The sequence below is a fragment of the Streptomyces sp. CNH189 genome (assembly GCF_000527195.1).
On record NZ_AZUS01000006.1, the window covers coordinates 243,417 to 267,877 of the forward strand.

Here is a 24,461-nt window from a genome sequence, read left to right on the forward strand (position 1 = left end):
GGCCCCCCGGCCTGTCGTCGTGGCCCGCGGCTCAGAACAGGCGGAGCTTGTCGTCCTCGATGCCGCGCAGGGCGTTGTAGTCGAGGACCTGGCAGCCGATGCCCCGGTCGGTGGCGAGCACCCGGGCCTGCGGCTTGATCTCCTGGGCGGCGAAGACGCCGCGCACCGGCGCGAGGTGCGGGTCGCGGTTCAGCAGCTCCAGGTAGCGGGTGAGCTGTTCCACGCCGTCGATCTCGCCGCGCCGCTTGATCTCCACCGCGACGGTCTGCCCCTCGGCGTCCCGGCACAGGATGTCGACCGGTCCGATCGCGGTCATGTACTCGCGGCGGATCAGGGTGTAGCCCTCGCCGAGGGTCTCGATGCGGTCGGCGAGCAGCTCCTGAAGGTGTGCTTCCACGCCGTCCTTGATCAGGCCGGGATCGACGCCGAGTTCGTGCGAGGAGTCGTGGAGAACTTCCTCCATCGTGATGATGAGCTTCTCGCCCGCCTTGTTGACGACGGTCCAGACGCCCTCCTCATCGCCGGTGCCCTCCTTCAGGGTGCAGGGCGGCGACATCCAGTTGAGGGGCTTGTAGGCCCGGTCGTCGGCATGGATCGAGACGCTGCCGTCCGCCTTGACCAGGATCAGACGGGGTGCCGACGGCAGGTGCGCGGTGAGCCGCCCGGCGTAGTCCACGGAGCAGCGGGCAATGACGAGACGCATGGTCGGCAACGCTACTCGACCGGCCGGGGTCTTCGCGATCCGCCCTCACAGGCGCCCCGCCGGGCTCGCGGGGCGCGTCCTGTATCTCCTGGAAAACGCGTGTTGTGCGGTGGCCGATTACCGGCCTACAGGAAGTTCCGCATCCGAGCATTCTCCTGGTGCGGTCACGGTCCGTTGCTTACGGTATTGAACGGGAGGTCGCGAACTGTGTACGCAGCGTGCCCGTTTTCGCGCACTCCCTTATCTGTCAGGCAACCCCTGTGCGTTGGGGGTGCGAGAGGAGAACCCATGTCGCTCGACGTCTCACCGGCCCTACTCGAACAGGCCGAGCGAGGCGAGGTCGACGAAGCTGACTTCGTCGACTGCGTCCGGACCTCCCTGCCCTATGCGTGGGAGATGATCAGCTCCCTGGTGGCCCAGCTGAAGGTCGACGGCGGAGCCTTCGCCGACAACCAGACGCCCCCGCCGGACGAGCAGGCACGCGGTCAGCTGCTGCGTGCGCTCGCGAGTGACGCGATACGCGGCGCGCTGCAACGGCACTTCGGTGTTCGGCTGGCCTTCCAGAACTGCCACCGGGTGGCCGTGTTCCCGCTTGACTCCTCGGTCGACGAGACGCTGGCCCGCTTCACCTCGGTGCGCAACCAACTGCTCAACCAGTCGCCGGAACTTCGCGACTGCTGACGCTCCATCGACAGCTTGCCGCTCCGTACGCGGGAGGTGCGGTCTGTACCGGGGCGGCAAGCGTCCCTGGAACGTCCATGATCGTCAGGCGAGCTGGGGGAGCACCTCGGCCCCCAGCCGCCGTACGTTCTCCTCGGTCGCCGCCAGGTCGCCGGAGCCCTCGACGAGCAGGGCGAAGCGGGAGATCCCGGTCCGCTCGCTGGTCGCGGCGAGCCGGTCCGCGCACAGCCGCGGGGTGCCCACCGGGTGCAGCCCGCAGAGGAGTTCGGTGTACGCCAGCGGGTCGCGCATCCGGCGCTCCCGCCCGTCCACCGTCACATGCGCCTCCAGCCCCTGCTTCAGCCAGCCCGGCATCGCCTTCATCAGGGCCTCCGCCGCGTCCGTGCGCCGGTCCGCGATCTGGCAGACCCCGGCCGAGACGTGGGCCGCGGCGTCGATCTGCGCGGCCGGCCGCCCGCAGGCGCGCGCGTGGCGCCGCCACAGGGCGACCATCTCGGCCTTCTCCTCGTCCCCGACGTGCATGCCGAGCAGCATCGGAAGCCCGCGCTCGGCGGCCAGCCGCACGCTCGACGGGGAGGTGCAGGCGACCACCACCTCCGGGCCCTCGGTCTCCGTGAGCGCCTCCGACGGGCGGGGGACCACGGGCACCTCACGGAACCGGTACCGCTCGCCGTCCGCCCCGACGGACGGTTCGCGCAGCCAGCGCATCAGCAGATCGAGCGCTTCCGGGAACCCCTTCTCGTACGCCTCCAGGCCCGCCCCGAACACCTCCAGGTCCACCCACGGCCCGCCCCGGCCGAGGCCGAGGGAGAACCGTCCGCCGCTGGCGACGTGCAGCAGCGCGGCCTGTTCGCCGAGCGCGACGGGATGGACGGTGGGCAGCACGCTGACCGCCGTGCCGACGCGCAGCCTGCGGGTGCGGCCGAGCAGCATCGCCGCCAGGGTGACGGCGGACGGACAGGTGCCGTAAGGCACGAAGTGGTGCTCGGCCAGCCAGACCGTGTCGAGCCCCGACTCCTCGGCCACCTCGGCCGAACGGACCGCGCGGTGCAGCGCCTCCCCCTCGCCCTGCCCGGGGAACTGGGCGGCCAACACGAAACTTCCAACGCGCATTGCTTTTTCCTGCTTCCTTGGCTCCGACGCGGAGCTCCCCCGCAGGGCATAACCGCCCGACACGTGCCGAGGACACGGTCGGGCGAGCGATTTTGCGGATTGTCTGCAGAATGGGCCGCTCACGAGGGGCCGCCACATGCCAGGGAGTGACTTGTGGCGAATGGTGCCGTACGGGTACCCCGGCGTCCGCCGCGTAGGCTGGACGCGGTCCGTGCATCCTGTATAGCCCCGTGAGGTGTCCTGTGTCCCCGCGTCGCAACCGACCCAAGGGAGCCGGTTCGTCCGGCCGGAGCGCCGAGGACGACCGCTCCGGGCGCTACGGCGGCTGGCAGTCCTCGGAGGACTGGCACGGCGAGTCCTGGAGCGTGCGGCACGTGGCCGGCGCCAGCGCCCAGGGGAAGGCCTACCGCTGCCCGGGCTGCGACCAGTTGATCCCGGACGGGGTGCCGCACGTGGTGGCCTGGCCGGAGCACTCGGGTGTCGACGAGCGCCGGCACTGGCACAAGGCCTGCTGGAACGCGAAGGACCGCCGCACCACGCGGGTGCAGCGGTCCCGTAACGCGCCGAGGTTCTGAGCGGTTCCTAGACGTCCCGCTTCTGCAGCAGGGCGAAGGCCCCGCCGAGCGCGGCCGCCGTGACGACCAGCATGATCCACAGCGGGTCCCACCCCGACGGACCGGAGTCCGACAGGGAGTTGGCGTAGAAGATGCTCATCTGGTTCGGGATGGAGTACTCGAACAGCGCCTGCTGCACGTCCTGCAGCGAGGTGGAGAACATGAACAGCGCGATCACCAGCGGGGCGAGCACCGCGCCGATCATGATGGTGATGGCGCCCGCCGAGTGCCGCACGATCGACCCGATGGCAAGCGACAGGGTGCCCAGCAGCGCCAAGTAGAGCGAGATGCCGACCGTGCCCTTCAGCCATTCCTCGCCGGAGGGGGACTTGCCGTTGTACCCCTCCAGCAGCGACACGTGCACCAGGCCGACGAGCGTGGCGCACACCAGCGTCACCACGAAGGCGAGCCCGAAGAACACCAGGGCCTTCGCCGCGAGCACCCGGCCGCGCGTGGGGCAGGCGACCATCGTCGTGCGGATCATGCCGGTGCCGTACTCGGAGGCGGTGGTGAGCACGCCGAGCGTGATGAGGCACATCGAGCCCAGCAGCAGTCCGAAGAAGCCGAGCGACAGCGGGCTCTCGCCGCCCAGGTCGGGGTCGGCGCTCGCGACCACCAGGCCTGTGAGCGCACCGATGCCGACCACGAGCGCGACGAACACGCCCGTCGTCCACAGGGTCGAGCGCACGGACTTGATCTTCGTCCACTCGGAGGCGAGCGCGTGCCCCAGGTGGGTGCGCACCACCGGGATCGGCGAGGTGTAGCCGGGATACGCGGGCGCGGACGGTGCGGTACCGGGGGCCGCCTGCCACGCGGGTGCGGCGCTCTGCGGCATCGGGGGCTGGGGCGTGCTCATCGGGCGTCCTCGGACTCGGTCGGCTCGGCGGAGGGGGCGGACTGGGGAGCGGCGGCCGGGGGAGCGGCCGGAGCCGGGCCCTGGGGCGCCTGCGCGTACGGGTTCGGCGCGGCGGCGCCCGGAGCGGCTCCCGGGGCCGCCGGTGCGCCGTAGGGGCCCGCGGGGGCGCCCTGCGGCGGGGCGAACGGCTGCCCGCCCTGCTGGGGCGGCGGCGGGGCGTACCAGCCGGGCTGTCCCTGCCCCGGCACCGGCAGCGGCGGCTGCGCGCCGGGCGGCAGCGGCTGCTGCAGCCCCTCCTTCTGGTCGATGGTGGAGCGGTAGTCGACGGCGCCCTGCGTCATCCGCATGTACGCCTCCTCCAGGGAGGCCTGGTGCGGCGACAGCTCCCACAGCCGTACGTCGTGCTCGTGGGCGAGGTCGCTGATCCGCGGCAGCGCCAGTCCCGTCACCCGCAGCGCGCCGTCCTGCTCCGGCAGCACATGACCGCCGGCCTCGGTGATCGCCGCCGACAGCTTCTCCCGCAGCTGCGGCTCGCTGTCGGGGGTGCGCACCCGCGCGAAGCCGGCGGAGTTGGCGGAGATGAAGTCCTTCACGCTCATGTCGGCCATCAGCTGCCCGCGGCCGATCACGATGAGGTGGTCCGCGGTCAGCGCCATCTCGCTCATCAGATGCGAGGAGACGAAGACGGTGCGGCCCTCGGCGGCGAGCGACTTCATCAGGTTGCGCACCCAGAGGATGCCCTCGGGGTCGAGACCGTTGACCGGCTCGTCGAACAGCAGCACCTGCGGGTCGCCGAGCAGCGCGGCGGCGATGCCGAGGCGCTGGCCCATGCCGAGGGAGAAGCCCTTGGACCGGCGGCGGGCGACCTCGTGCAGGCCGACCACGCCCAGCACCTCGTCCACCCGGCGGGCCGGGATGCCCGACAGCTGGGCCAGGCTCAGCAGGTGGTTGCGGGCGGTCCGGCCGCCGTGCACCGCCTTGGCGTCCAGCAGCGCGCCGACCTGACGGGGGGCGTTGGGCAGCTTGCGGTAGGGGTAGCCGCCGATCGTGACCCGGCCCGCCGTGGGGTTGTCCAGACCGAGGATCATCCGCATCGTCGTCGACTTGCCCGAGCCGTTGGGGCCCAGGAAGCCGGTGACGGCACCGGGACGCACCTGGAAGGAAAGGTTGTACACAGCGGTCTTGTCGCCGTACTGCTTGGTCAGGCCGACTGCCTCGATCATGCTCCGCACCCATCGAAAGGTTCAGGACAGCAGGGCGCACGCCCCCGTAAGGGTTAGGAGCTTATCGGGACACTGACGGTTCCGCTCAAGGCCGGACGAGAACCGGTCCGGTGCGGTCGCTCACTGGGCGTCGCGCCGCTTCAGCAGCACGTAACCGCCGGCGACCGACGCGATCACCCACAGTGCCATGATCCCGAGGCCGCCCCAGGGGCCGTACGGGGTGTCGTCGTCCACCGGGGTCACCACCCGCATGATCCGGCTGCCCGCCTGGTCGGGCAGGAACCGGCCGACCTTCTCCGTGGCGCTGACGTTGCCGAGGATGTTGGAGATCAGGAAGAAGAATGGCATCAGGATGCCCAGCGACAGCAGGGGGGAGCGCAGCATCGCGGCGACGCCCATGGAGAACAGCGCGATGAGCGTCATGTAGAGCCCGCCGCCGATGACCGCGCGCAGCACCCCGTCGTCGCCGATCGACGTGCCGAGGTCGCCGAGCATCAGCTGGCCCAGGAAGAAGGTGGCGAAGCTGGTGGCCATGCCCACCACGAACGCCAGCGCGGTGGCCACGGCCAGCTTGCTGAACAGGAACGTGCCGCGCTTCGGCACGGCCGCCAGCGAGGCACGGATCATCCCGGTGCTGTACTCGTTCGACACCACCAGCACACCGAACACGATCATCGCGAGCTGGCCGAGGCTGGTGCCGGCGAAGCTGATGAACGTCGGGTCGAAGGAGAGCCGCTCCCGCTCGCTCAGGTTGCCGAACTCGTTCTTCGACAGGGCCGAGATCAGCATGCCGAGGGCGATGGTGACGACCACCGCGGTCGACAGCGTCCACACGGTGGACGCCACCGACCGGATCTTGGTCCACTCCGACCGTACGGCCTGGGTCGTCGCCATGCTCAGTCCTTCGTCCAGGTCGTGCCCCACTGCTGCGGGGGAACGGGCGCGCCCGTGTGGGCGTGGTACTCCACCGACTCGGCCGTCAGCTGCATGAACGCCTCCTCCAGGGACGCCTGTTGCGGGCTCAGCTCGTGCAGCACGACGCCGCTGCGGGCGGCCAGTTCCCCGACGGTCTCCGCGCTGGAGCCGTCCACCTCCAGCGTTCCGTCCGTGCCGTCCACGGCGGTGATGCCGGCCCCGTGCAGCAGGTCCAGCAGCAGTTCCCGCTGCGGGCTGCGCACCCGGACGTAGGAGCGGGAGTTGCGCTCGATGAACTCCGCCATCGAGGTGTCGGCGAGCAGCCGGCCCTGGCCGATGACAACGAGGTGGTCGGCGGTCAGCGCCATCTCGCTCATCAGGTGGGAGGAGACGAAGACCGTGCGGCCCTGGGCGGCGAGCGACTTCATCAGCGTGCGGATCCAGTGGATGCCCTCGGGGTCGAGCCCGTTGACCGGCTCGTCGAACATCAGGATCCGCGGGTCGCCGAGCAGCGCGGCGGCGATGCCGAGGCGCTGGCCCATGCCGAGCGAGAACCCCTTGGCCTTCTTCCGCGCCACCGCCGTCAGGCCGACCTCGTCCAGCACCTCGTGGACCCGCCGTTCGGGGATGCCGTTGCTCTGCGCGAGCCACAGCAGATGGTTGTAGGCGCTGCGCCCCGGGTGCACGCCCTTGGCCTCCAGCAGGGCGCCGATGTTCGTCAGCGGGTCCTTCAGCCGGTCGTAGTGCGCGCCGTCGACGCGCACGTCCCCGGACGTGGGGTGGTCGAGGCCCAGGATCATCCGCATGGTGGTCGACTTGCCGGCGCCGTTCGGACCGAGGAAGCCCGTGACGATGCCAGGCCTGACGGTGAAGGTCAGGCTGTCCACCGCCACCTTCTCGCCGTACCGCTTGGTCAGCCCCTCGAGCTCGATCATGCGGCAACGCTAAAACGGGACAAAGCCCTCTGCCACCTCAGTGGCAGAGGGCTTCGCCGGGGTCCGGTCGCCCTGTCCGGGGGTGTTACCGGGACTGCTGGGCCGGGACGCCGCGGGAGATCGGCTCGTCCTCGGTGGCGGGCGCGCCGGTGGCGGCGACCGCGGCACCCGTGAGGGTCGCCAGCATCTCGCGGACGTTCGTCAGCTGGGCGTTGATCGAGTCGCGGCGGTTGGTCAGCGCGGCGAGCTCACGCTCGGACTCCGAACGGATCCGGTCGGCCTTGGCGTTGGCGTCGGCCACGATGTCCTCGGCCTGGCGCTGGGCGGTCTCCACCGTCTGGCGGGCCCGGCGCTCGGCGTCGGTGCGCAGCTTCTCGGCCTCCAGGCGCAGCTGCTCCGCGCGGTGCTCGATCTCCGCGAGGCGCTTCTCCGCCTTGGCCTGACGCGAGGCGAGGTCGCGCTCGGACTGCTCGCGCCGCTTGGCCAGGTTCGTCTCGAAGTCGGCCGCGGCCTGGGCGGCCTTGGCGCGGGTCTCCTCGAAGAGGGCGTCCGCCTCCTCGCGCTTGGACTGGGCGTCCTTCTGCGCATCGGAACGCAGCTGGGAGGCCTCGCCCTGGGCCTTCTCGACGATCCGGACGCCCTCGTCCTCCGCCTTGGACTTACGCTCGGCGGCGTAGGCCTCGGCGTCGTTCCGCACCTGCTGGGCGGCCGACTCGGCGAGCTCGCGGTGCTGCTCGGCCGCGCGCCGGGCCTCCTCGCGCAGGTCCTTCGCCTCCTCCTCGGCGAGGCGGAGGATCTTCTCCACGCGCGCGCCGAGACCCGCGTACGACGGCTCCGCGTCGTTGACCTGGGCCTGGGCGTTCTGCGTCTCGAGGTGGAGCTCTTCGATGCGCTTTTCCAGAGCGGTGATGCGGGCGAGAGCGCTGTCACGGTCGGAGACGAGCTTGGAGATACGTTCGTCCACCTGAGCGCGGTCGTACCCACGCCGCACAAGCTCGAAGCCGTAGGGGGAAGTGTCGCTCATGGGGTTCCTGTCGAATGAGACCGGTGAGGTGATAGGTGGAATCCTAGGGGCCGAAGCGCTGTGTCATCGAGCGGATGCACGTTTGATACGGAAGATGACACCCCTTTTGAGTGGCTCGCCGCCGGAAGCCTTGCCAAAGTCATGGTCAAAGCCCTCACCGTACAAGGGAATTCGCCCGGTTTGCTAGCTGTCGCCTGACTTGCCACCCGTACGGGTAGCGCCCGCCGCGGCCCCCGCCTTGACGCCGTTGTCCTTGCCGCCGCCCGGGGCCTCGAAGGACTCCAGGGCCTCCAGGACGTCCTGGACGCGCGAGATCTCCGCGTTGATGTCCTCCCGGCGCCGCACGAGGACCTCCAGCTCGCGCTTGCCCTCCTCGACCGTGCGCCGTGCCTCGCGCACCGCCTCGGCCTTCAGCTCCTCGGCCTCCTTCACGAGCGTGGCCTTCTTCTGCTCCGCCTCCTTCAGAAGACCCTCGGCCTTCTTCACGGCGGCGATCCGCACCTTGCCCGCCTCGGAGTTGGCCTCGGAGACGATCTCCTTCGCCTTGGCCTCCGCCTTCGCCAGCTGCTCCTCGGCCGCCTTGATCAGCGCGTCGCAGCGGTCGCCGGCGGACTTCATCGTCTCCGCCGACTCACGGCGGGCCCGCTGGTGCAGCTCCTCGATCTCGTTCGTGATGCGGTCGCGCAGCTCCTCGGCGCGCTCTCGGATCTGCGTCGCGTCCCGGCGCGCGCCGACCAGCAGCTCGTCGGCGTCCGTACGCGCCTTCTCCACCAGCGAGTTGCCCTCGATCCGGGCCTCGGACACCACCCGGTCGGCCTCGCTGCGGGCCGCGCCGACCATGGTGTCGGCCTGCGACTCGGCGTCGGCCGTGGTCTTCAGCGCCTGCTGCTGCGCCTCGGTGAGCAGCTTGTCCGCCTCGGCGGTGGTCTCCGTGATGAGGGTGTCGACCTGCTCGGCCGCCTCCGAACGCCGCTTGTTGGCCTCCTTGCGGGCCTCGTCCAGCGTCCGCTCGGCCTCCTCGCGCGCACCGGACACCAGCCGCTCGGCCTCCGTCTCCGCGTCCGTCTTGACCCGCTCGGCGTCCCGCCGGATCCGCTCCGCGTGCTGCTGCGCCGACCCGACCGTCTCCGCGGCCTCGGCCCGCAGCCGCTCCGCGTCACCGGTGGCGTCCGCGATCAGCTTCTCCGCCTTGGCGACCGACTCCGACCGCACCCGCTCGGCCTCGGCGACCGTCTCGGTACGCAGCCGGTCGGTCTCCGTGATCGTGTCCTCGGTGAGCCGCTCCGCCTCGCTGCGCGCCTCGGTGATGAGCCTGTCCGCCTGCGTCGCCGCGTCCGAACGGATCCGGTTGGCGTCCTCGCGGGCGTCCGCCCGGGTGCGCGCGGCGGCCTGCTCGGCCTCGGCGACCGCGTCGGACGCCTCGGTACGCATCCGCTGCGCGTGCTCGGAGACCTCGGAACGGATCCGGTCGGCCTCCGTGATCGCCTCCGAGACGGTCCGCTCGGCGAGCGCCTTGGCGTCCTCCGTCTCCTCCTGCGCCTCGCGCCGCAGCCGGCTCGCGTCCTCGCTCGCCCGCTCCCGCTCCGCGTAGGCGTCGGTGCGGACCCGGTCCGCCTCCTCCTCGGCCTCGCGACGGGTGCGGTCCGCCGCGTGCTCGGCGGCGCTGCGCAGCCCGGCGATCTCCTCCTGCGCCTGCTCGTGCAGCCCCGCGACGGAGTCCCGCACCTGCTGCGCGTGCTGCTCGGCCGCCGACACCATCTCCGTGGCGCGCCGGTCCGCCTCCTCGACCAGCCGTACGGCCTCGGCCTGCGCCTCCTCGACGCGGGTACGCGCCGACGCCAGCAGCTCCTCGCTCTGCTCCCGGGCCCGCCCGCGCTCCTGGTCGGCCTCCTCGCGGGCCGCACCGAGGAGCTCCTCGGCCTCCCGGCGCCGCCGGGCCGCCTCCTCCTGCGCCGCCGCCAGCGTCTCGGACGCCTCCGTGCCGATCCGCTCGGCGGCCGCCTGCGCCTCCGCGCGCACCCGGTCGGCGCTGTCCTGCGCCTCCGACTTCAGCCGCTCCGCCTCCGCCGCGGCCTCCGACCGCAGCCGCACGGCGACGGCCTCACCCTCCGCGCGGGACGCCGAGGCGTCCGCGGCGGCCTCGTCGCGCAGCCGCTCGGCCTCCTGCTCGGCCTGCTGACGGAGCGTACGGATCCGCTCGGCGGCCTCGGTGCGCAGCCGCTCGCTCTCCTCGGACGCCTCGCGGCGGATCCGCTCGGCCTCCTCGCGCGCGTCGCTCAGCGCCTGCTCGGCGGTGGCGAGCCGCTCCTCCGCCTCGGTGTGCAGCCGCGTCAGTTCCTCGGCCGCCTCCGCGCGGCGCGCCTCGACGGCCCGCTCGGTCTCCTCGCGCAGCTCGCGGGCGGCCCGCTCGGCGTCCTCCTTGAGGGCGTCGGCCTGCTCCGACGCCTCCGCGCGGTGCCGCTCGGCCTCCTTGCGGGTGCGCTCCAGGGTCTCCTCGGCCTGCCGGCGCAGCGTCGTGGCGCGCTCGATGGCCTCGGTGCGGACCTTCTCGCTGTCCGTCTGCGCGGTGGAGCGCAGCTCGTCGGCGTCCGCCTTGGCCTTGGCGAGCAGCTCCTCGGCGGACTTGGCCGCCTCCTCGATCTGCGCCACGGCCTCCTTGCGGGCCTCCGCGCGGATCTTCTCGCCCTCGGCGACCGCGTCGGCGCGCAGCTGCTCGGCCTCGCCGCGCAGCCGGCGCGCCTCCTCCTGCAGCTCGACCGTCTTGGCGCGGTACTCCTTGGTGTCGTCCTTCGCCGCGCCCTTGAGCTGCTCGGCGATGTCGTGCGCCTCGGCGCGCAGCCGGTCCGCCTCGGCCTCGGCCTCCCGGCGGATCCGCTCGGCCTCCTCGGCCGCCGCGCGGGTGGTCTGCTTGGCCTCCTCCGAGGCCTTGTTGAGCACGTCCTCCGCGGTCTTGGCCGCCTTGGACAGCTGGGTGGCGGACTCCTCCGCGGTGAGCGTGCGGGCCTTCTCGGCGGCCTCCGCGACGATCTTCTCGGCCTCGGCGCGGGCGTCGGCGACCAGCTGCTCGGCGTCCGCCTTGGTGGACTCGGCCTCCTTGGTGGCCTCGCTGACCAGCCGCGCCACCTGCTCCTTGGCGGTGCGCGTACGCGTCTCGTTGGCGGCCTCGGCGGAGGAGAGCGCCTTGGCGGCGGCCTCCTTCGCCTCGGTGAGGACCTTCTCCGCCTCGGAGCGCGCCTCGCGCAGCGCGGTCTCGGCCTCGGCCATCCGCTCCTCGGCGGTCCGGCTGAGCTCCTGCGCCTGACGGCGCGCCGACTCCGACTCGCTGACCGTGGAGGTGCGCAGCTGCTCGGCGTGCTCGGTGGCCTCCTGCGCCTGCGTGGACGCGGCGTTCAGCAGGCGCTCGGCGTCCGCGCGGGCCCGGCGCAGCAGCTGCTCGGCCTCGCTGCGGGCAGCCTCCGCGTCGCTCTGCAGCCGGCGGCGGGCCTCGGCGGTCAGCCGCTCCGCCTCCTCGCGGGCCGCGGTCAGCGCCTGCTCCCGCTCGGCGCGGGTCTCCTCCATCAGACGGCGGGCCTGCTCCTCGGTGCGGGCCCGCAACTGCTCCGCCCACGCCACGTTCTCGTTGACGTGCGACTCGACGGTCTGCCGGCGCTCCGCCAGCTCCTGGTCGAGCTGCTGGCGCCGGGTCACCGCCTCCTGGTGCAGCTCCGCCTGGAGACGGGCCGCCTGCTCGGCGTGCTCCTGGAGGATGCGCTGGGTCTGCGCCCGCGCCTGGCTCAGCTCCCGCTCGGCGTCCGCGCGCAGCTGGTCGGCCTGCAGCTGCGCGTTGCGGAGCAACTGCTCGGCCTGGTAGCCGATGTCGCCGCCGTCGTAGGCGGGCCGGGACATGATGGTGCGCCGCGCCTCGTGCAGCTTGGCGCGCAGCACCTCGACCTGGTAGCCGAGGTCCTCGGCGTGCTGGATCGCCTTTTCCCGCTCGGTCTTCAGCCGCTTCATCTCGGCTTCGAACCGAGAGAGGTGGTCGACGTCAGCCGCCGGCTCTCGCTCCTGGCTCTCGTAGCCCCGCACTGCGCGGTCCCATCCGTCCCCTGGTCGCAAGTCTGGCCGAGCTCCGCCCATCCCGAACGGAGCCCCCGGGGAATGGTGTCAGATCATCGGCGGAGCATGGGCTGCTGCCCCGCGCTCGCCCCCCGCCACCCGGACCCCGGCGATCCCGTCGCCGAACACGACGGGACTCGGTCACCACGCATGGAGCGGCGACCAGACCCAACCCTACCGGCCCTTATGTACGTGGGTCAGTGCTCGGACGACTCAACGGGCGCGGAAGTGACCAGTTCTGTCAGTACGCCGTGGCAGTCCTTCGGATGCAGGAAGGTGATCCGTGACCCCATGGAGCCGCGCCGGGGCTCTTCGTACAGAACGCGTACGCCCTTCTCCTTGACGTCGGCCGCGTCCGCGTCCACATCCGCCGTACCGAAAGCGATGTGGTGGACGCCCTCGCCGTTCTTCGCGAGCCACTTGGCGACGGTGGAGTCCTCGCGGGTCGGCTCGAGGAGCTGCAGGTAGGAGGCCCCGCCGTCCGAGGTTTCGTTGATCTTGAGCATGGCCTCGCGCACGCCCTGCTCCTCGTTGACCTCCGAGTGGAACACCTCGAAGCCGTAGGTGGAGCGGTAGAACTCCACGGTCTTGTCGAGGTCGAAGCAGGCGATCCCGATGTGGTCGATTCGCGTCAGCATGAAATCAGTGCAGCGCCCCCGCGGCGGTTACGCAACGTGCGCGCGATCACACCGAAAGGCCGATGACGGGGTCCACCGCACGTCAGTACATTCGAAGTAAACCCTCGTTCACTCCTCGGCTGTGCAGCCGGAAGGGGACCGCAGCTCATGACTTCTGCATCTTCTGCATCATCCGCAACGAACGGCACGACGTCCGTCATCGTCGCGGGCGCCCGCACCCCGATGGGTCGGCTGCTCGGTTCGCTGAAGTCGTTCTCCGGAGCCGACCTCGGCGGCTTCGCGATCAAGGCCGCCCTCGACCGTGCGGGGATCGGCGGCGACCAGGTCCAGTACGTGATCATGGGGCAGGTGCTCCAGGCCGGCGCGGGCCAGATCCCGGCGCGCCAGGCCGCCGTGAAGGCCGGCATCCCGATGAACGTCCCGGCGCTCACCATCAACAAGGTGTGCCTCTCCGGCCTCGACGCCATCGCGCTGGCCGACCAGCTCATCCGCGCGGGCGAGTTCGACGTGGTCGTGGCCGGCGGCCAGGAGTCCATGACCAACGCCCCCCACCTGCTGCCGAAGTCCCGCGAGGGCTACAAGTACGGCGCGGTGCAGGTGCTCGACGCGATGGCGCACGACGGTCTGACCGACTCCTTCGAGAACATCGCCATGGGCGAGTCGACCGAGAAGCACAACACCCGCCTCGGTATCGCCCGCCCCGAGCAGGACGAGATCGCCGCCCTGTCCCACCAGCGGGCCGCCGCCGCACAGAAGAACGGCATCTACGAGGCCGAGATCACCCCCGTCGAGATCCCGCAGCGCAAGGGCGACCCGGTGCTGTTCAGCAAGGACGAGGGCATCCGCGGCGACACCACGGCGGAGTCCCTCGGCAAGCTGCGCCCGGCGTTCGCCAAGGACGGCACCATCACCGCCGGCTCCTCCTCGCAGATCTCCGACGGCGCCGCCGCCGTGGTCGTGATGAGCAAGGCCAAGGCGCAGGAGCTGGGCCTGGAGTGGATCGCCGAGATCGGCGCCCACGGCAACGTGGCCGGCCCCGACAACTCGCTCCAGTCGCAGCCGTCGAACGCCATCCGCCACGCCCTGAAGAAGGAGGGCCTGGAGGTCTCCGACCTCGACCTGATCGAGATCAACGAGGCTTTCGCCGCGGTTGCCGTCCAGTCAATGAAGGACCTGGGCGTTTCCACCGAAAAGGTGAACGTCAACGGTGGCGCCATCGCCCTCGGCCACCCGATCGGGATGTCCGGCGCGCGGCTGGTGCTGCACCTGGCGCTGGAGCTGAAGCGGCGGGGCGGCGGCGTCGGCGCCGCGGCCCTGTGCGGTGGCGGCGGCCAGGGTGACGCACTGATCGTGCGGGTACCCAAGGCCTGAACCGGTTGTTGCCGACTTCCCTTACGTGAACGGAGCTGTGATGCAGGACGTCTCCACTCTGGTGGCCCAGGCCAGAGAGGGCAGGCCACGGGCCGTGGCCCGGCTGATCTCCCTGGTGGAGGGGGCGTCCCCGCAGCTCAGGGAGGTCATGGCGGCACTCGCGCCGCTCACCGGCAACGCCTACGTGGTCGGCCTCACCGGCTCCCCGGGCGTCGGCAAGTCGACGTCCACCTCGGCGCTGGTGACCGCGTACCGCAAACAGGGCAAGCGGGTCGGCGTCCTGGCCGTCGACCCGTCCTCCCCCTTCTCCGGGGGCGCCCTTCTGGGTGACCGCGTCCGGATGTCGGAGCACGCCTCCGACCCGGGCGTCTACATCCGCTCCATGGCCACCCGCGGCCACCTCGGCGGCCTCGCCTGGGCCGCGCCGCAGGCCATCCGCGTCCTGGACGCGGCCGGCTGCGAGGTGATCCTGGTGGAGACGGTGGGCGTCGGCCAGTCGGAGGTGGAGATCGCCTCCCAGGCCGACACCTCCGTGGTCCTCCTCGCCCCCGGCATGGGCGACGGCATCCAGGCGGCCAAGGCCGGAATCCTGGAGATCGGTGACGTCTACGTCGTCAACAAGGCCGACCGTGACGGGGCGGACGCCACCGCCCGCGAGCTGAACCACATGCTGGGCCTCGGTGAGTCCCGTGGCCCCGGCGACTGGCGCCCCCCGATCGTCAAGACGGTCGCCGCCCGCCAGGAGGGCGTCGACGAGGTCGTCGAGGCGCTGGAGAAGCACCGTGCCTGGATGGAGGAGCGGGGGGTCCTCGCGGAGCGCCGCCAGGCGCGCGCCGCCCGCGAGGTCGAGACCATCGCGGTCACGGCCCTCCGCGAACGCATCGGCGACCTCCACGGCGACCGCCGCCTGGGGGCGCTCGCCGAGCGCATCGTCACGGGTCAGCTGGACCCGTACCGGGCGGCGGACGAACTGGTCGAGGGCCTGACGGGCAACTGACCCCCTTGTCGGCCCTGGCGGGCCTCGTCCTCAAACGCCGGACGGGCTGAAATGAGCCCCTCCGGCGTTTGGGGAGCGGGGCCCGGGCCGGAGCCCCGTGTCAGTCGTCGTCCCGGTCGGTCATCACCGCGCCGGAGCGCAGGTCCACCGTCCACTCCCGCTCGCCACCGCCGGAGGCGCGCGTCTCCGTGTCCCAGCCGCGGTCGTCGCCGTCGTCGTCCAGGTCGACGGAGACCACCGTGCCCTTGGAGGCGGCGGCCTTGGCGGCGTCCTCGGCCGTGACCGTGGCGTTCTTCAGCGCGGCGCGCACCTCGGCGGCGTCGTCCTCGTCGTCCTGGTGGGCGCCCAGCACCTTTCCGCTGTCCGGGGCGATCCTGACGCTCTGCCAGGTGCCGCCGTCCGCGAGTACCTCCACCTCCCAGGAGCCGTCGTCCAGTTCGGCGGAGACGGCCGTGCCCGGCGTGTGCTTCAGCGCGGCGGCGATGGCCTCGGCGGCGGTCACGTCACCGGGGGCGGCGGCGCGGTCCACGTCGTCGTCACGGTCGTCGGAGCGGTCCTCACCGCGGTCCTCCGTCCGCGTCACCGACGTCGAGTCGTCGTCGTCCCCCGCGACCGCGAGGGCCGTCGCCGTACCTCCGCCCACCAGAGCCGCGGCCGTGACGACGGCGATCAGGATGTTGCGCTTCATGTACGTTCCTCCCGAGTCGGTGTGCTTCGCGCTGTACGACATCAATGTCGCCCACCGACGCTGAGCGGAAGCTGAAGCAGCCTGAAGTGATCTTCAGCTTCCCTTTGCGACCCTGGACCGCATGAGACTCCTGATCGTCGAGGACGAAAAGCGCCTCGCTCTCTCCCTCGCCAAGGGCCTCACCGCCGAGGGCTACGCCGTCGACGTCGTGCACGACGGCCGGGAGGGGCTGGAGCGGGCCACGGTGGAACCGTACGACCTGGTCATCCTCGACATCATGCTGCCCGGCCTCAACGGCTACCGGGTCTGCGCCGCCCTGCGCGCCGCCGGACACGACGTGCCGATCCTCATGCTCACCGCCAAGGACGGCGAGTACGACGAGGCCGAGGGCCTGGACACCGGCGCCGACGACTACCTCACCAAGCCCTTCTCCTACGTGGTCCTCGTCGCCCGGGTGAAGGCGCTGCTGCGCCGCCGGCCGGCCGCGGGCGCCTCCCCGGTCCATGTGCACGGCGACCTCAAGGTGGACACCGCCGCCCGCCGGGTCTGGCTCGGCGGCGACGAGGTCGAGCTGACGGCCAAGGAGTTCTCGGTGCTCGAGCATTTGGTGCTGCGGGCCGGCGAGGTGGTGTCCAAGGCGGACATCCTGGAGCACGTCTGGGACTTCGCCTACGAGGGTGACCCCAACATCGTCGAGGTCTACGTCAGCGCCCTGCGCCGCAAACTGCGCGCGGACCTCATCCGCACCGTGCGTGGCGCCGGTTACCGGCTGGAGACGGCGCCGTGAGCCGCCTGTTCGGCTCGGTCCGCTCCCGGGCGACGCTCGGCGCCACCCTCGTCGTCGCCGTGGCCCTGGTCGCCGCCGGCACCGCCGTCCTGCTGTCCCTGCGGGCCAACCTGACCGGTGAGGCGGGCACCCGGGCGGAGCGTTCCGCGCAGGCCGTCGCCTCCGAACTGGCCGTCCGCACACCGCTGGACAAGCTCTCCGGTCTGGACGCCGAGGACGCGCCGGTGCAGATCGTCGACGAGGACGGCACCCTGGTCGCCGCCTCGGAGGACCTGGAGCGGATCACCGGGACGGGCACCGCCGAGGTGACGCCCGCGCCGACAAGGTCCGCGGGGGGCGACGCCCGCGACGACGACGGTGACGACGCCCGCGACGCCCGCGCCGACGACTCCGGCCGCTCCCACGGCGACTTGGGCCGTTCCGACGACGATGACGACGACGACCCCCTCGCCCCCGGCGAGATCGACCGTGGGACGACCTTCGTCAACGGCTCCGCCACCATCGACGGCGACACCGAGGACTACCGCTTCGCCGCCGTGGAGGTGGAGACCCCCGACCGGGGCCGGCTCACCGTGCACGCGGGCGCCCCGCTCGCCGCCGAGCACAGCGCCGTGGACACCGCGCTGACCGCCATGCTCATCGGCTTCCCGCTGCTGCTCGGCGTCGTCGCCGCGGTGACCTGGCTGGTCACCGGCCGCGCCCTGCGCCCGGTGGAGGGCATCCGCCGCGAGCTGGCCGCGATCACCGCCTCCGAGGACCTGCGCCGCCGCGTCCCCGAACCGGCGACACACGACGAGGTCGCCCGGCTCGCCCGCACCACCAACGCCACGCTCACCGCCCTGGAGGCGTCCGTGGAGCGGCAGCGCAGGTTCGTCGCCGACGCCTCGCACGAGCTGCGCAGCCCCATCGCCTCGCTGCGCACCCAGCTGGAGGTGGCCGCCGCCCACCCCGAACTGCTCGACCTGGACGGCGCGGTCGAGGACACCGTACGGCTGCAGAACCTCGCTGCCGACCTGCTGCTGCTCGCCCGCCTCGACGCGGGGGAGCGGCCCGCCGGCACCCGGGTGGACCTGGCCGCGCTGGCCCGGGAGAAGGCCGCGGGGCGCGCGGGCGTGACGGTGGACGCGGAGTCCGCGGAGGTGTCCGGGTCGCCCGGCCAGCTCGGGCGGGTGCTCGGCAACCTGCTCGACAACGCCGCGCGGCACGCCCGCGCACGGGTCACGGTGACCGTGCGCCGTGAGGGCGCCTGGGCGGTGCTCGCGGTCGCCGACGACGGCGAGGGCGTGGCCGAGGCCGACCGGGAGCGGATCTTCGAGCGGTTCGTACGGCTGGACGCGGCGCGCAGCCGGGACGACGGCGGGGCCGGTCTGGGCCTGGCCATCGCACGGGACGTCGCCGTACGGCACGGCGGCACACTCACCGCGGGCGCGGCGCCGACGGGCGGAGCCCTCTTCGAACTCCGCCTGCCGCTCGCCGGCGCGGACCGGGGCACGCCCCGGGCGTAGGCGTCAGGGGGAGGTCAGAGCCGTCCCCGCTGGCCCCGCAGGTGCTCGGCGATGGGCTTGAGGGCCTTGTCGAGCTCGATCAGCGCCTCGGGGGAGAGCAGGTCGATGAAGTGCCGGCGCACCGACGCCACGTGGTGCGGCGCGACCTTCAGCATCGTCTCCATGCCGTGCTCGGTGAGGACGGCGTACAGTCCGCGGCGGTCGGACTCGCAGTTCTCCCGGCGGACCAGGTGGGCGTTCTCCATCCGGGTGATCTGGTGGGAGAGCCTGCTCTTGGACTGCATGGTGGCGGAGGCCAGGTCGCTCATGCGCATCCGCCGGTCCTCCGACTCGGACAGGTTCACCAGGATCTCGTAGTCGTTCATTGTCAGGCCGAACGGCTGCAGATCCTTCTCGAGCTGGTAGGTCAACAGCTTGTTGACCTCCAGGTGGGTGCGCCAGGCGCACTGCTCCGCATTGGTCAGCCAGCGGGTGGCCGTCTCGGTCTCCATGAATGAAGTCTACCTAAGGAAGTTGAAAGGCGAACTAATAGGGCTTCCGTGTGACGTCACGTGCAGGCGTTCGATGTCACACCCCGCACATTACCGCTCACAGCCCGAAGCGACGCTGGAGGTCCCCCAGCTGTCCGGGAAGCCGCTGTCCGCTTCCGGCCGGTCCGGACCGCGCAGGTCCGCCCCCTCCGGGCACCCCCGGCTGCTGCGGAGGCGCCCCGACGGCCTGCTCCGCCATCAGCGTCTCGGACGACTGCAGCAGCACCGTGCCGGCGCCGACGAACTCGAACTGGTGCTCCTCGCCGGACGCTCCGCCCAGGCCCGTCATCGCACGTAGACCGCCCAGGAGGCCGGTCATGTAGGTGTGGTCGTAGTGGTGGCACGGGGACGGGCAGTCCGCCCAGCCGACCAGCGCCTGCGGGTCCACCCTGATCGGCGGTTCCATGAACACCACCGGTCCGTTGGACGCCGCCACGAACTTTCCGGTTCCGATCAGTGTCAGAAAACCCGGCACGATCGACTGCTTCAGCGACAGACTTGGCTGGAAAGCGAGCAAGTTGCCCGAGCGAATGGTCAGATTGCCGTCGTCCAAGTCGTACGAATTGACGTCGAAGGCCCGGTCGGCGAGCAGCATCTTGCCCGAGCCCTCGGCCACCACCCAGTCGCTCGCGTGCAGTGGCGAATGGAACGCCGTACGGACAAGTCGGTCGAGTCGCCCGTGTCCGATGCCGTTGAACTCGATGGCGCCGTAGTAGGCGATCATCTTCCCCTTCTGCATGAACCACTGGGTGCCCTTGAGCTCCACGCAGAAGGTGTAGTCGTTCACCTTGTCGTCGGAGGGCAGCGTCATCGGGTCGAAGGCCGCCGTGCCGGTGCCCGGCGTTCCGTAGGTGCTCACAGCTTCTCCTCCGAGGCCTGGACGTAGACCGCGCCGCTGCCGCTCAGTTCCAGCTGGAAGGCCTCGCCGGAGCCCCGGCCCACCATGTCCCGCCAGCCGAGCGCCGTCGACAGCTTGTTGCGGACGTCGCCGTGGTGGGCGACGTACGCCTGCGGGTCGACGTACACCGGGCGCTGCGGGGTGATGGGCACCTCGATCACCCCGCCGTGGGCCATCACGGCGACCGCGCCGTGCCCCTTGAGCGTGGTGGTGAACAGGCCCTGACCGGAGACCTGGCCCCGGACCATGCCCATCACCCCGCCCTGGGAGCCGAGGAACACCGTGCCCTGCTCCAGGGTCCCCTCGAAGGCCAGCAGCCGGTCCGCCTCGACGTAGAGGGTGTCCCCGGAGAGGTTGATCACCTGGATGTGGTGGCCGCCGTGTCCGAACAGCACGGTGCCGTTGCCCTCGACGGTCATCAGGGGCGTGTCCTCGTTCGCCACGCGCCGGCCGATCATCGACATCACCCCGCCCTGGCCGCCGCGCAGGTTCGGGGTGAAGCCGACCTCGCCCTTGTACGCGAGCATCGCGCCGCGCTGGCTGAACAGCCGTTGGCCGGGCGCGACCGTCGCCTCGATCATCTTGGAGTTGATCTCCCGGAAGCCCATGTCAGACGTCCCCCGCGACGGTGTTGCGCTCACTGGGCTGGACGTAGACCACCCCGTCGCCCTCGAAGCGGATCTGGAACGCCTCGCCGCCGCCCTCGCCCATGAACGTGCGGAAGGTCACGCCCGACTGGAAGGACTGGCGCAGGTTGCCCTGGTGCGCGACGTACGCGCCGGGGTCGACCGTCAGCGGGTACTGCGGACCGACCCGCAGCAGCACGGCGGGGCCGTCCGACATGATCGCGGCCTGGCCGTGCCCCTCGATCGTGGTCGTGAACAGCCCGTTGCCCTGGGAGGCGCCGCGCAGGCCCGTGAACGTGGTCCCCGTGCGCAGGCCGCCGTCGGTGGCCAGCAGGTTGCTGGACTCGACGTACAGCTTCTCGCCGTTCAGGGTCACGAGGTTGATCTCGGAGGCCCGGTCGGCGAAGAAACAGGTGCCGTGCCCCTTCACCTCCATGAGTGTCATCTGCTCGCCCGTGAGCCGCCGGGTCACCATCCCCCGGAGGCCCTCACCGCCACCCGTCAGCTTCTTGAAGGCCATCTGCCCGTCGTACGCGACCATGGAGCCGTTCTTCGCCTTCACGGCGTCCCCGGTCATGTCGACGGCGAGCACCTTGCTGCTCTGAAGTCGGAACATCGCCACGTGTGAGACGGTAGCGGCCCTTTTGCCCGGCGCACAGATCCCGAAGGGGGAGTCGCACCCTGATCCGCCCCTGACCCGCGCTCCGCGTCCCCTACGGGCGGCCCCGACCCGCTGCGGTGATCGCCCACGGGGTTTGCCACAATGGCTACGCTTGTGCGCGCGTTCACAAGCCGACCGCACCGTCGACGCCGACGTCTCTCCCTTCCGAAGGTGACCCGTGGACATCAAGACCGCCTCCGCCCTCCGCCGCCTGCGCCTGGTCTCGGGCCCCGAAGCGATCTCGTTCCTGCTGCTGCTCGTCTGCTCGGTCCTGAAGCGGACCACCGACTTCAACGCCGTCCCGGTCATGGGCGCGGTTCACGGCTTCCTCTTCGTTCTCTACGTGATCTTCTGGGCGGACGCCTGGAACCGCGCGAAGTGGTCGCTGGGCACCGCGGCGTACTACGCCGTCATGTCCGTCCTCCCGACCGGCGGCTTCTTCGCCGAGCGGCGGCTGAGGCGTGAGGCCGAGGACGCGGTGATCGCGTCCCGCGCCCGCAAGGAAGGGGTCGTGAACGCGTGATCGTCGCTTTTTCCGTGACGCCGCTGGGCGTCGGCGAGGACGTGGGGGAGTACGTCGCCGACGCCGTGCGCGTGGTGCGCGAGTCCGGGCTGCCGAACCGCACCGACGCGATGTTCACCTCGGTCGAGGGGGAGTGGGACGAGGTCATGGACGTGGTCAAGCGCGCCGTGGCCGCCGTGGAGGCCCGCGCGCCGCGTGTCTCCCTCGTCCTCAAGGCGGACATCCGCCCGGGCGTGGAGGACGGCCTGACGTCCAAGGTGGAAACCGTCGAACGGCACCTGGCCGGCTGATCCTCCGTGCGGGGCGGGCGGCAGCGGTGCGACCGCGTGTGCCGTCCGTCCCGCGGACCGAAGGGCGAGACGGGGCTGACCGGCATCTGACCCGCCGGTAGGGTCTGGTCCGTGCCGAAGCCGCTCAGTCTCTCGTTCGATCCCATCGCCCGTGCCGACGAGCTCTGGAAGCAGCGCTGGGGAAGCGTGCCGTCGATGGCCGCGATCACCTCGGTCATGCGGGCCCACCAGATCCTGCTGGCCCAGGTGGACGCGGTGGTCAAGCCGTACGGGCTCACGTTCGCGCGGTACGAGGCGCTGGTCCTGCTGACCTTCTCCAAGTCCGGCGAGCTGCCGATGTCCAAGATCGGCGAGCGGCTCATGGTGCATCCGACGTCGGTGACCAACACCGTGGACCGGCTGGTCAGGTCGGGTCTGGTGGCCAAGCGCCCCAACCCCAACGACGGCCGCGGCACCCTCGCGTCCATCACCGACAAGGGCCGCGAGGTCGTCGAGTCGGCCACCCGCGACCTGATGGCGATGGACTTCGGCCTGAGCGCCTACGACGCCGAGGAGTGCTCGGAACTCTTCGCCATCCTCCGCCCGCTGCGGCTGGCCGCGGGCGACTTCGAGGGGGAGTGACCCCCCGGAAGATCGCCCGGAACGGGCCGTTACGCTCGATGCCATGAAGAAGAGCGTGCTGACCCGCTACCGGGTCATGGCCTACGTCACCGCGGTGATGCTGCTGGTGCTCAGCACCTGCATGGTGTTCAAGTACGGCTTCGGCAAGGGCGAGGACGTCACGCTGGTCGTCTCCCAGGTGCACGGCTTCCTGTACATCATCTACCTGATCTTCGCGTTCGACCTCGGCTCCAAGGCGAAGTGGCCCTTCGGTAAGCTGCTGTGGGTGCTGCTCTCCGGGACGATCCCCTTCGCCGCCTTCTTCGTCGAGCGCAAGGTGACACAGCAGGTGGAGCCCCTCATGGAAAGCCCGGCGCCGGCCGTCGCCAAGGCCTGACGCCCCGCGTCGCACCGCCGTACGGACGAGCGTACGGCGGTCTCCCATCGACATTTACTTGGACGTCCTAGTAAATTCGTGGGTATGGACGCTGACGCCATCGAGGAGGGCCGCCGTCGCTGGCAGGCCCGGTACGACGCCGCGCGCAAGCGCGACGCAGACTTCACCACGCTCTCCGGCGACCCCGTGGAGCCGGTGTACGGGCCCCGGCCCGGGGACAGCTACGAGGGGTTCGAGCGGATCGGCTGGCCGGGGGAGTATCCCTTCACCCGCGGGCTGTACCCGACCGGCTACCGGGGGCGGACGTGGACCATCCGGCAGTTCGCCGGGTTCGGGAACGCCGAGCAGACCAACGAGCGCTACAAGATGATCCTCGGCAACGGCGGCGGCGGTCTCTCCGTCGCCTTCGACATGCCGACGCTCATGGGCCGCGACTCCGACGACCCGCGCTCGCTGGGCGAGGTCGGCCACTGCGGGGTGGCGATCGACTCGGCGGCCGACATGGAGGTCCTGTTCAAGGACATCCCGCTCGGTGACGTCACCACCTCGATGACCATCAGCGGGCCCGCCGTGCCCGTCTTCTGCATGTACCTCGTCGCCGCCGAGCGCCAGGGCGTCGACCCTGGCGTGCTCAACGGCACCCTGCAGACGGACATCTTCAAGGAGTACATCGCGCAGAAGGAGTGGCTCTTCCAGCCCGAGCCGCACCTGCGCCTGATCGGCGACCTGATGGAGCACTGCGCGGCCGGCATCCCCGCCTACAAGCCGCTGTCGGTCTCCGGCTACCACATCCGCGAGGCCGGCTCGACGGCCGCGCAGGAGCTGGCGTACACCCTCGCCGACGGCTTCGGCTACGTCGAGCTGGGCCTCAGCCGCGGACTCGACGTCGACGTGTTCGCACCGGGACTGTCCTTCTTCTTCGACGCGCACCTCGACTTCTTCGAGGAGATCGCCAAGTTCCGCGCCGCCCGCCGCATCTGGGCGCGCTGGATGCGGGACGTCTACGGCGCGAAGTCCGAGAAGGCGCAGTGGCTGCGGTTCCACACCCAGACCGCCGGCGTCTCGCTGACCGCGCAGCAGCCGTACAACAACGTCGTACGGACCGCCGTGGAGGCGCTCGCGGCGGTGCTCGGCGGCACCAACTCCCTGCACACCAACGCCCTCGACGAGACCCTCGCGCTGCCCAGCGAGCAGGCCGCCGAGATCGCCCTGCGCACCCAGCAGGTGCTCATGGAGGAGACCGGCGTCGCCAACGTCGCCGACCCGCTGGGCGGTTCCTGGTACATCGAGCAGCTGACGGACAGGATCGAGGCGGACGCCGAGAAGATCTTCGAGCAGATCAAGGAGCGGGGCCTGCGCGCCCACCCGGACGGGAAGCATCCGATCGGCCCGATCACCTCCGGTATCCTGCGCGGCATCGAGGACGGCTGGTTCACCGGCGAGATCGCCGAGTCGGCGTTCCGCTACCAGCAGGCGCTGGAGAAGGGCGACAAGAAGGTCGTCGGGGTGAACGTCAACACCGGGTCCGTCACCGGCGACCTGGAGATCCTGCGGGTCAGCCACGAGGTCGAGCGCGAGCAGGTACGGCTGCTCGGCGAGCGCAAGGCCGCCCGTGACGACGCGAAGGTACGCGGCGCCCTCGACGCCATGGTCGCGGCGGCCCGCTCCGGCGCCAACATGATCGAGCCGATGCTCGACGCCGTGCGCGCGGAGGCGACCCTCGGCGAGATCTGCGGTGTCCTGCGCGACGAGTGGGGCGTGTACACGGAGCCCGCCGGCTTCTGACCCACC

The 24,461-nt window shown here is 71.3% G+C and carries 25 protein-coding genes; 11 read left to right on the forward strand and 14 right to left on the reverse strand.

Annotated features, from left to right (window positions below; genetic code table 11):
- Positions 1 to 31: 31 nt before the first annotated feature.
- Entirely contained in the window at positions 32 to 703 is a 672-nt protein-coding gene (nucS, locus tag B100_RS0111275) for an endonuclease NucS (protein WP_024884538.1), read from the reverse strand.
- Between the two features lie 288 nt (positions 704 to 991).
- Here nucS and B100_RS0111280 point away from each other — a divergent pair, with 288 nt between their 5' ends.
- Positions 992 to 1,384 (forward strand): SCO5389 family protein, encoded by a 393-nt coding sequence (locus B100_RS0111280; RefSeq protein ID WP_024884539.1) that lies wholly within the window; start codon positions 992 to 994, stop codon positions 1,382 to 1,384.
- Between the two features lie 84 nt (positions 1,385 to 1,468).
- On the opposite strand, the gene B100_RS0111285 is transcribed toward B100_RS0111280, so the two are convergent.
- Positions 1,469 to 2,497, reverse strand: a complete 1,029-nt coding sequence (locus B100_RS0111285) for an LLM class flavin-dependent oxidoreductase (RefSeq protein WP_024884540.1) — start codon at positions 2,495 to 2,497, stop codon at positions 1,469 to 1,471.
- Between the two features lie 242 nt (positions 2,498 to 2,739).
- Here B100_RS0111285 and B100_RS0111290 point away from each other — a divergent pair, with 242 nt between their 5' ends.
- Positions 2,740 to 3,072, forward strand: a complete 333-nt coding sequence (locus B100_RS0111290; protein ID WP_024884541.1) for a hypothetical protein — start codon at positions 2,740 to 2,742, stop codon at positions 3,070 to 3,072.
- A 7-nt stretch (positions 3,073 to 3,079) separates the two neighbouring features.
- Here the strand turns inward: B100_RS0111290 and B100_RS0111295 are convergent, their stop codons facing one another.
- From B100_RS0111295 to mce, 7 genes are all read right to left on the reverse strand, one after another.
- On the reverse strand, positions 3,080 to 3,967 hold the full coding sequence (locus B100_RS0111295) for an ABC transporter permease subunit (RefSeq protein WP_024884542.1): 888 nt from the start codon (positions 3,965 to 3,967) through the stop codon (positions 3,080 to 3,082).
- Positions 3,964 to 5,190, reverse strand: coding sequence for an ABC transporter ATP-binding protein (locus tag B100_RS0111300; protein WP_024884543.1), 1,227 nt, complete (start codon positions 5,188 to 5,190; stop codon positions 3,964 to 3,966). The genes B100_RS0111295 and B100_RS0111300 overlap by 4 nt, the downstream gene beginning before the upstream one ends.
- A gap of 120 nt (positions 5,191 to 5,310) precedes the next feature.
- Positions 5,311 to 6,084 (reverse strand): ABC transporter permease, encoded by a 774-nt coding sequence (locus B100_RS0111305; RefSeq protein ID WP_024884544.1) that lies wholly within the window; start codon positions 6,082 to 6,084, stop codon positions 5,311 to 5,313.
- Positions 6,085 to 6,086: 2 nt separating this feature from the next.
- Positions 6,087 to 7,040 carry an ABC transporter ATP-binding protein gene (locus B100_RS0111310; protein ID WP_024884545.1) on the reverse strand — a complete coding sequence of 318 codons (954 nt, stop codon included), beginning with the start codon at positions 7,038 to 7,040 and terminating at the stop codon, positions 6,087 to 6,089.
- 85 nt (positions 7,041 to 7,125) lie between these two features.
- Complete coding sequence (locus B100_RS0111315) at positions 7,126 to 8,064, reverse strand: coiled-coil domain-containing protein (protein ID WP_024884546.1); 939 nt, start codon at positions 8,062 to 8,064, stop codon at positions 7,126 to 7,128.
- A 183-nt stretch (positions 8,065 to 8,247) separates the two neighbouring features.
- Positions 8,248 to 12,129 (reverse strand): polarized growth protein Scy, encoded by a 3,882-nt coding sequence (gene scy, locus B100_RS0111320; protein WP_024884547.1) that lies wholly within the window; start codon positions 12,127 to 12,129, stop codon positions 8,248 to 8,250.
- A gap of 227 nt (positions 12,130 to 12,356) precedes the next feature.
- Complete coding sequence (mce, locus tag B100_RS0111325) at positions 12,357 to 12,797, reverse strand: methylmalonyl-CoA epimerase (RefSeq protein ID WP_024884548.1); 441 nt, start codon at positions 12,795 to 12,797, stop codon at positions 12,357 to 12,359.
- 147 nt (positions 12,798 to 12,944) lie between these two features.
- Here mce and B100_RS0111330 point away from each other — a divergent pair, with 147 nt between their 5' ends.
- A complete protein-coding gene (locus B100_RS0111330; protein WP_078540845.1) occupies positions 12,945 to 14,168 on the forward strand; it encodes an acetyl-CoA C-acetyltransferase in 1,224 nt (407 codons plus the stop codon).
- 40 nt (positions 14,169 to 14,208) lie between these two features.
- On the forward strand, positions 14,209 to 15,165 hold the full coding sequence (meaB, locus tag B100_RS0111335; protein WP_024884550.1) for a methylmalonyl Co-A mutase-associated GTPase MeaB: 957 nt from the start codon (positions 14,209 to 14,211) through the stop codon (positions 15,163 to 15,165).
- A gap of 100 nt (positions 15,166 to 15,265) precedes the next feature.
- On the opposite strand, the gene B100_RS0111340 is transcribed toward meaB, so the two are convergent.
- Entirely contained in the window at positions 15,266 to 15,853 is a 588-nt protein-coding gene (locus B100_RS0111340; RefSeq protein WP_024884551.1) for a PepSY domain-containing protein, read from the reverse strand.
- 121 nt (positions 15,854 to 15,974) lie between these two features.
- Between B100_RS0111340 and B100_RS0111345 the strand changes: the two genes are divergently transcribed.
- Positions 15,975 to 16,640, forward strand: coding sequence for a response regulator transcription factor (locus tag B100_RS0111345; RefSeq protein WP_024884552.1), 666 nt, complete (start codon positions 15,975 to 15,977; stop codon positions 16,638 to 16,640).
- Positions 16,637 to 18,145, forward strand: coding sequence for a sensor histidine kinase (locus B100_RS0111350; RefSeq protein ID WP_024884553.1), 1,509 nt, complete (start codon positions 16,637 to 16,639; stop codon positions 18,143 to 18,145). The genes B100_RS0111345 and B100_RS0111350 overlap by 4 nt, the downstream gene beginning before the upstream one ends.
- 14 nt (positions 18,146 to 18,159) lie before the next feature.
- Here B100_RS0111350 and B100_RS0111355 read toward each other — a convergent pair whose 3' ends face one another.
- The 4 genes from B100_RS0111355 to B100_RS0111370 all read right to left on the reverse strand — a co-directional run bounded on the left by B100_RS0111355 (position 18,160) and on the right by B100_RS0111370 (position 20,815).
- Positions 18,160 to 18,636 (reverse strand): MarR family winged helix-turn-helix transcriptional regulator, encoded by a 477-nt coding sequence (locus B100_RS0111355; RefSeq protein WP_024884554.1) that lies wholly within the window; start codon positions 18,634 to 18,636, stop codon positions 18,160 to 18,162.
- 97 nt (positions 18,637 to 18,733) lie between these two features.
- The gene (locus B100_RS0111360; RefSeq protein WP_024884555.1) at positions 18,734 to 19,534 is read right to left on the reverse strand and encodes an AIM24 family protein; all 801 of its coding nucleotides are present in this window, start codon (positions 19,532 to 19,534) and stop codon (positions 18,734 to 18,736) included.
- Positions 19,531 to 20,181, reverse strand: coding sequence for an AIM24 family protein (locus B100_RS0111365; protein ID WP_024884556.1), 651 nt, complete (start codon positions 20,179 to 20,181; stop codon positions 19,531 to 19,533). Before B100_RS0111365 ends, B100_RS0111360 begins: the two co-directional genes overlap by 4 nt.
- 1 nt (position 20,182) lies before the next feature.
- A complete protein-coding gene (locus B100_RS0111370) occupies positions 20,183 to 20,815 on the reverse strand; it encodes an AIM24 family protein (RefSeq protein WP_037722584.1) in 633 nt (210 codons plus the stop codon).
- A 223-nt stretch (positions 20,816 to 21,038) separates the two neighbouring features.
- Between B100_RS0111370 and B100_RS0111375 the strand changes: the two genes are divergently transcribed.
- From B100_RS0111375 to icmA, 5 genes are all read left to right on the forward strand, one after another.
- Positions 21,039 to 21,383, forward strand: a complete 345-nt coding sequence (locus tag B100_RS0111375) for a DUF3817 domain-containing protein (RefSeq protein WP_024884558.1) — start codon at positions 21,039 to 21,041, stop codon at positions 21,381 to 21,383.
- Positions 21,380 to 21,673 carry an MTH1187 family thiamine-binding protein gene (locus B100_RS0111380; RefSeq protein WP_006130194.1) on the forward strand — a complete coding sequence of 98 codons (294 nt, stop codon included), beginning with the start codon at positions 21,380 to 21,382 and terminating at the stop codon, positions 21,671 to 21,673. Before B100_RS0111375 ends, B100_RS0111380 begins: the two co-directional genes overlap by 4 nt.
- A 111-nt stretch (positions 21,674 to 21,784) precedes the next feature.
- Entirely contained in the window at positions 21,785 to 22,294 is a 510-nt protein-coding gene (locus B100_RS0111385; RefSeq protein WP_024884559.1) for a MarR family transcriptional regulator, read from the forward strand.
- Between the two features lie 43 nt (positions 22,295 to 22,337).
- Positions 22,338 to 22,670, forward strand: a complete 333-nt coding sequence (locus B100_RS0111390; RefSeq protein WP_024884560.1) for a DUF3817 domain-containing protein — start codon at positions 22,338 to 22,340, stop codon at positions 22,668 to 22,670.
- Positions 22,671 to 22,754: 84 nt separating this feature from the next.
- Complete coding sequence (gene icmA / locus B100_RS0111395) at positions 22,755 to 24,455, forward strand: coenzyme B12-dependent isobutyryl-CoA mutase large subunit (RefSeq protein WP_024884561.1); 1,701 nt, start codon at positions 22,755 to 22,757, stop codon at positions 24,453 to 24,455.
- Positions 24,456 to 24,461 lie beyond the last annotated feature (6 nt).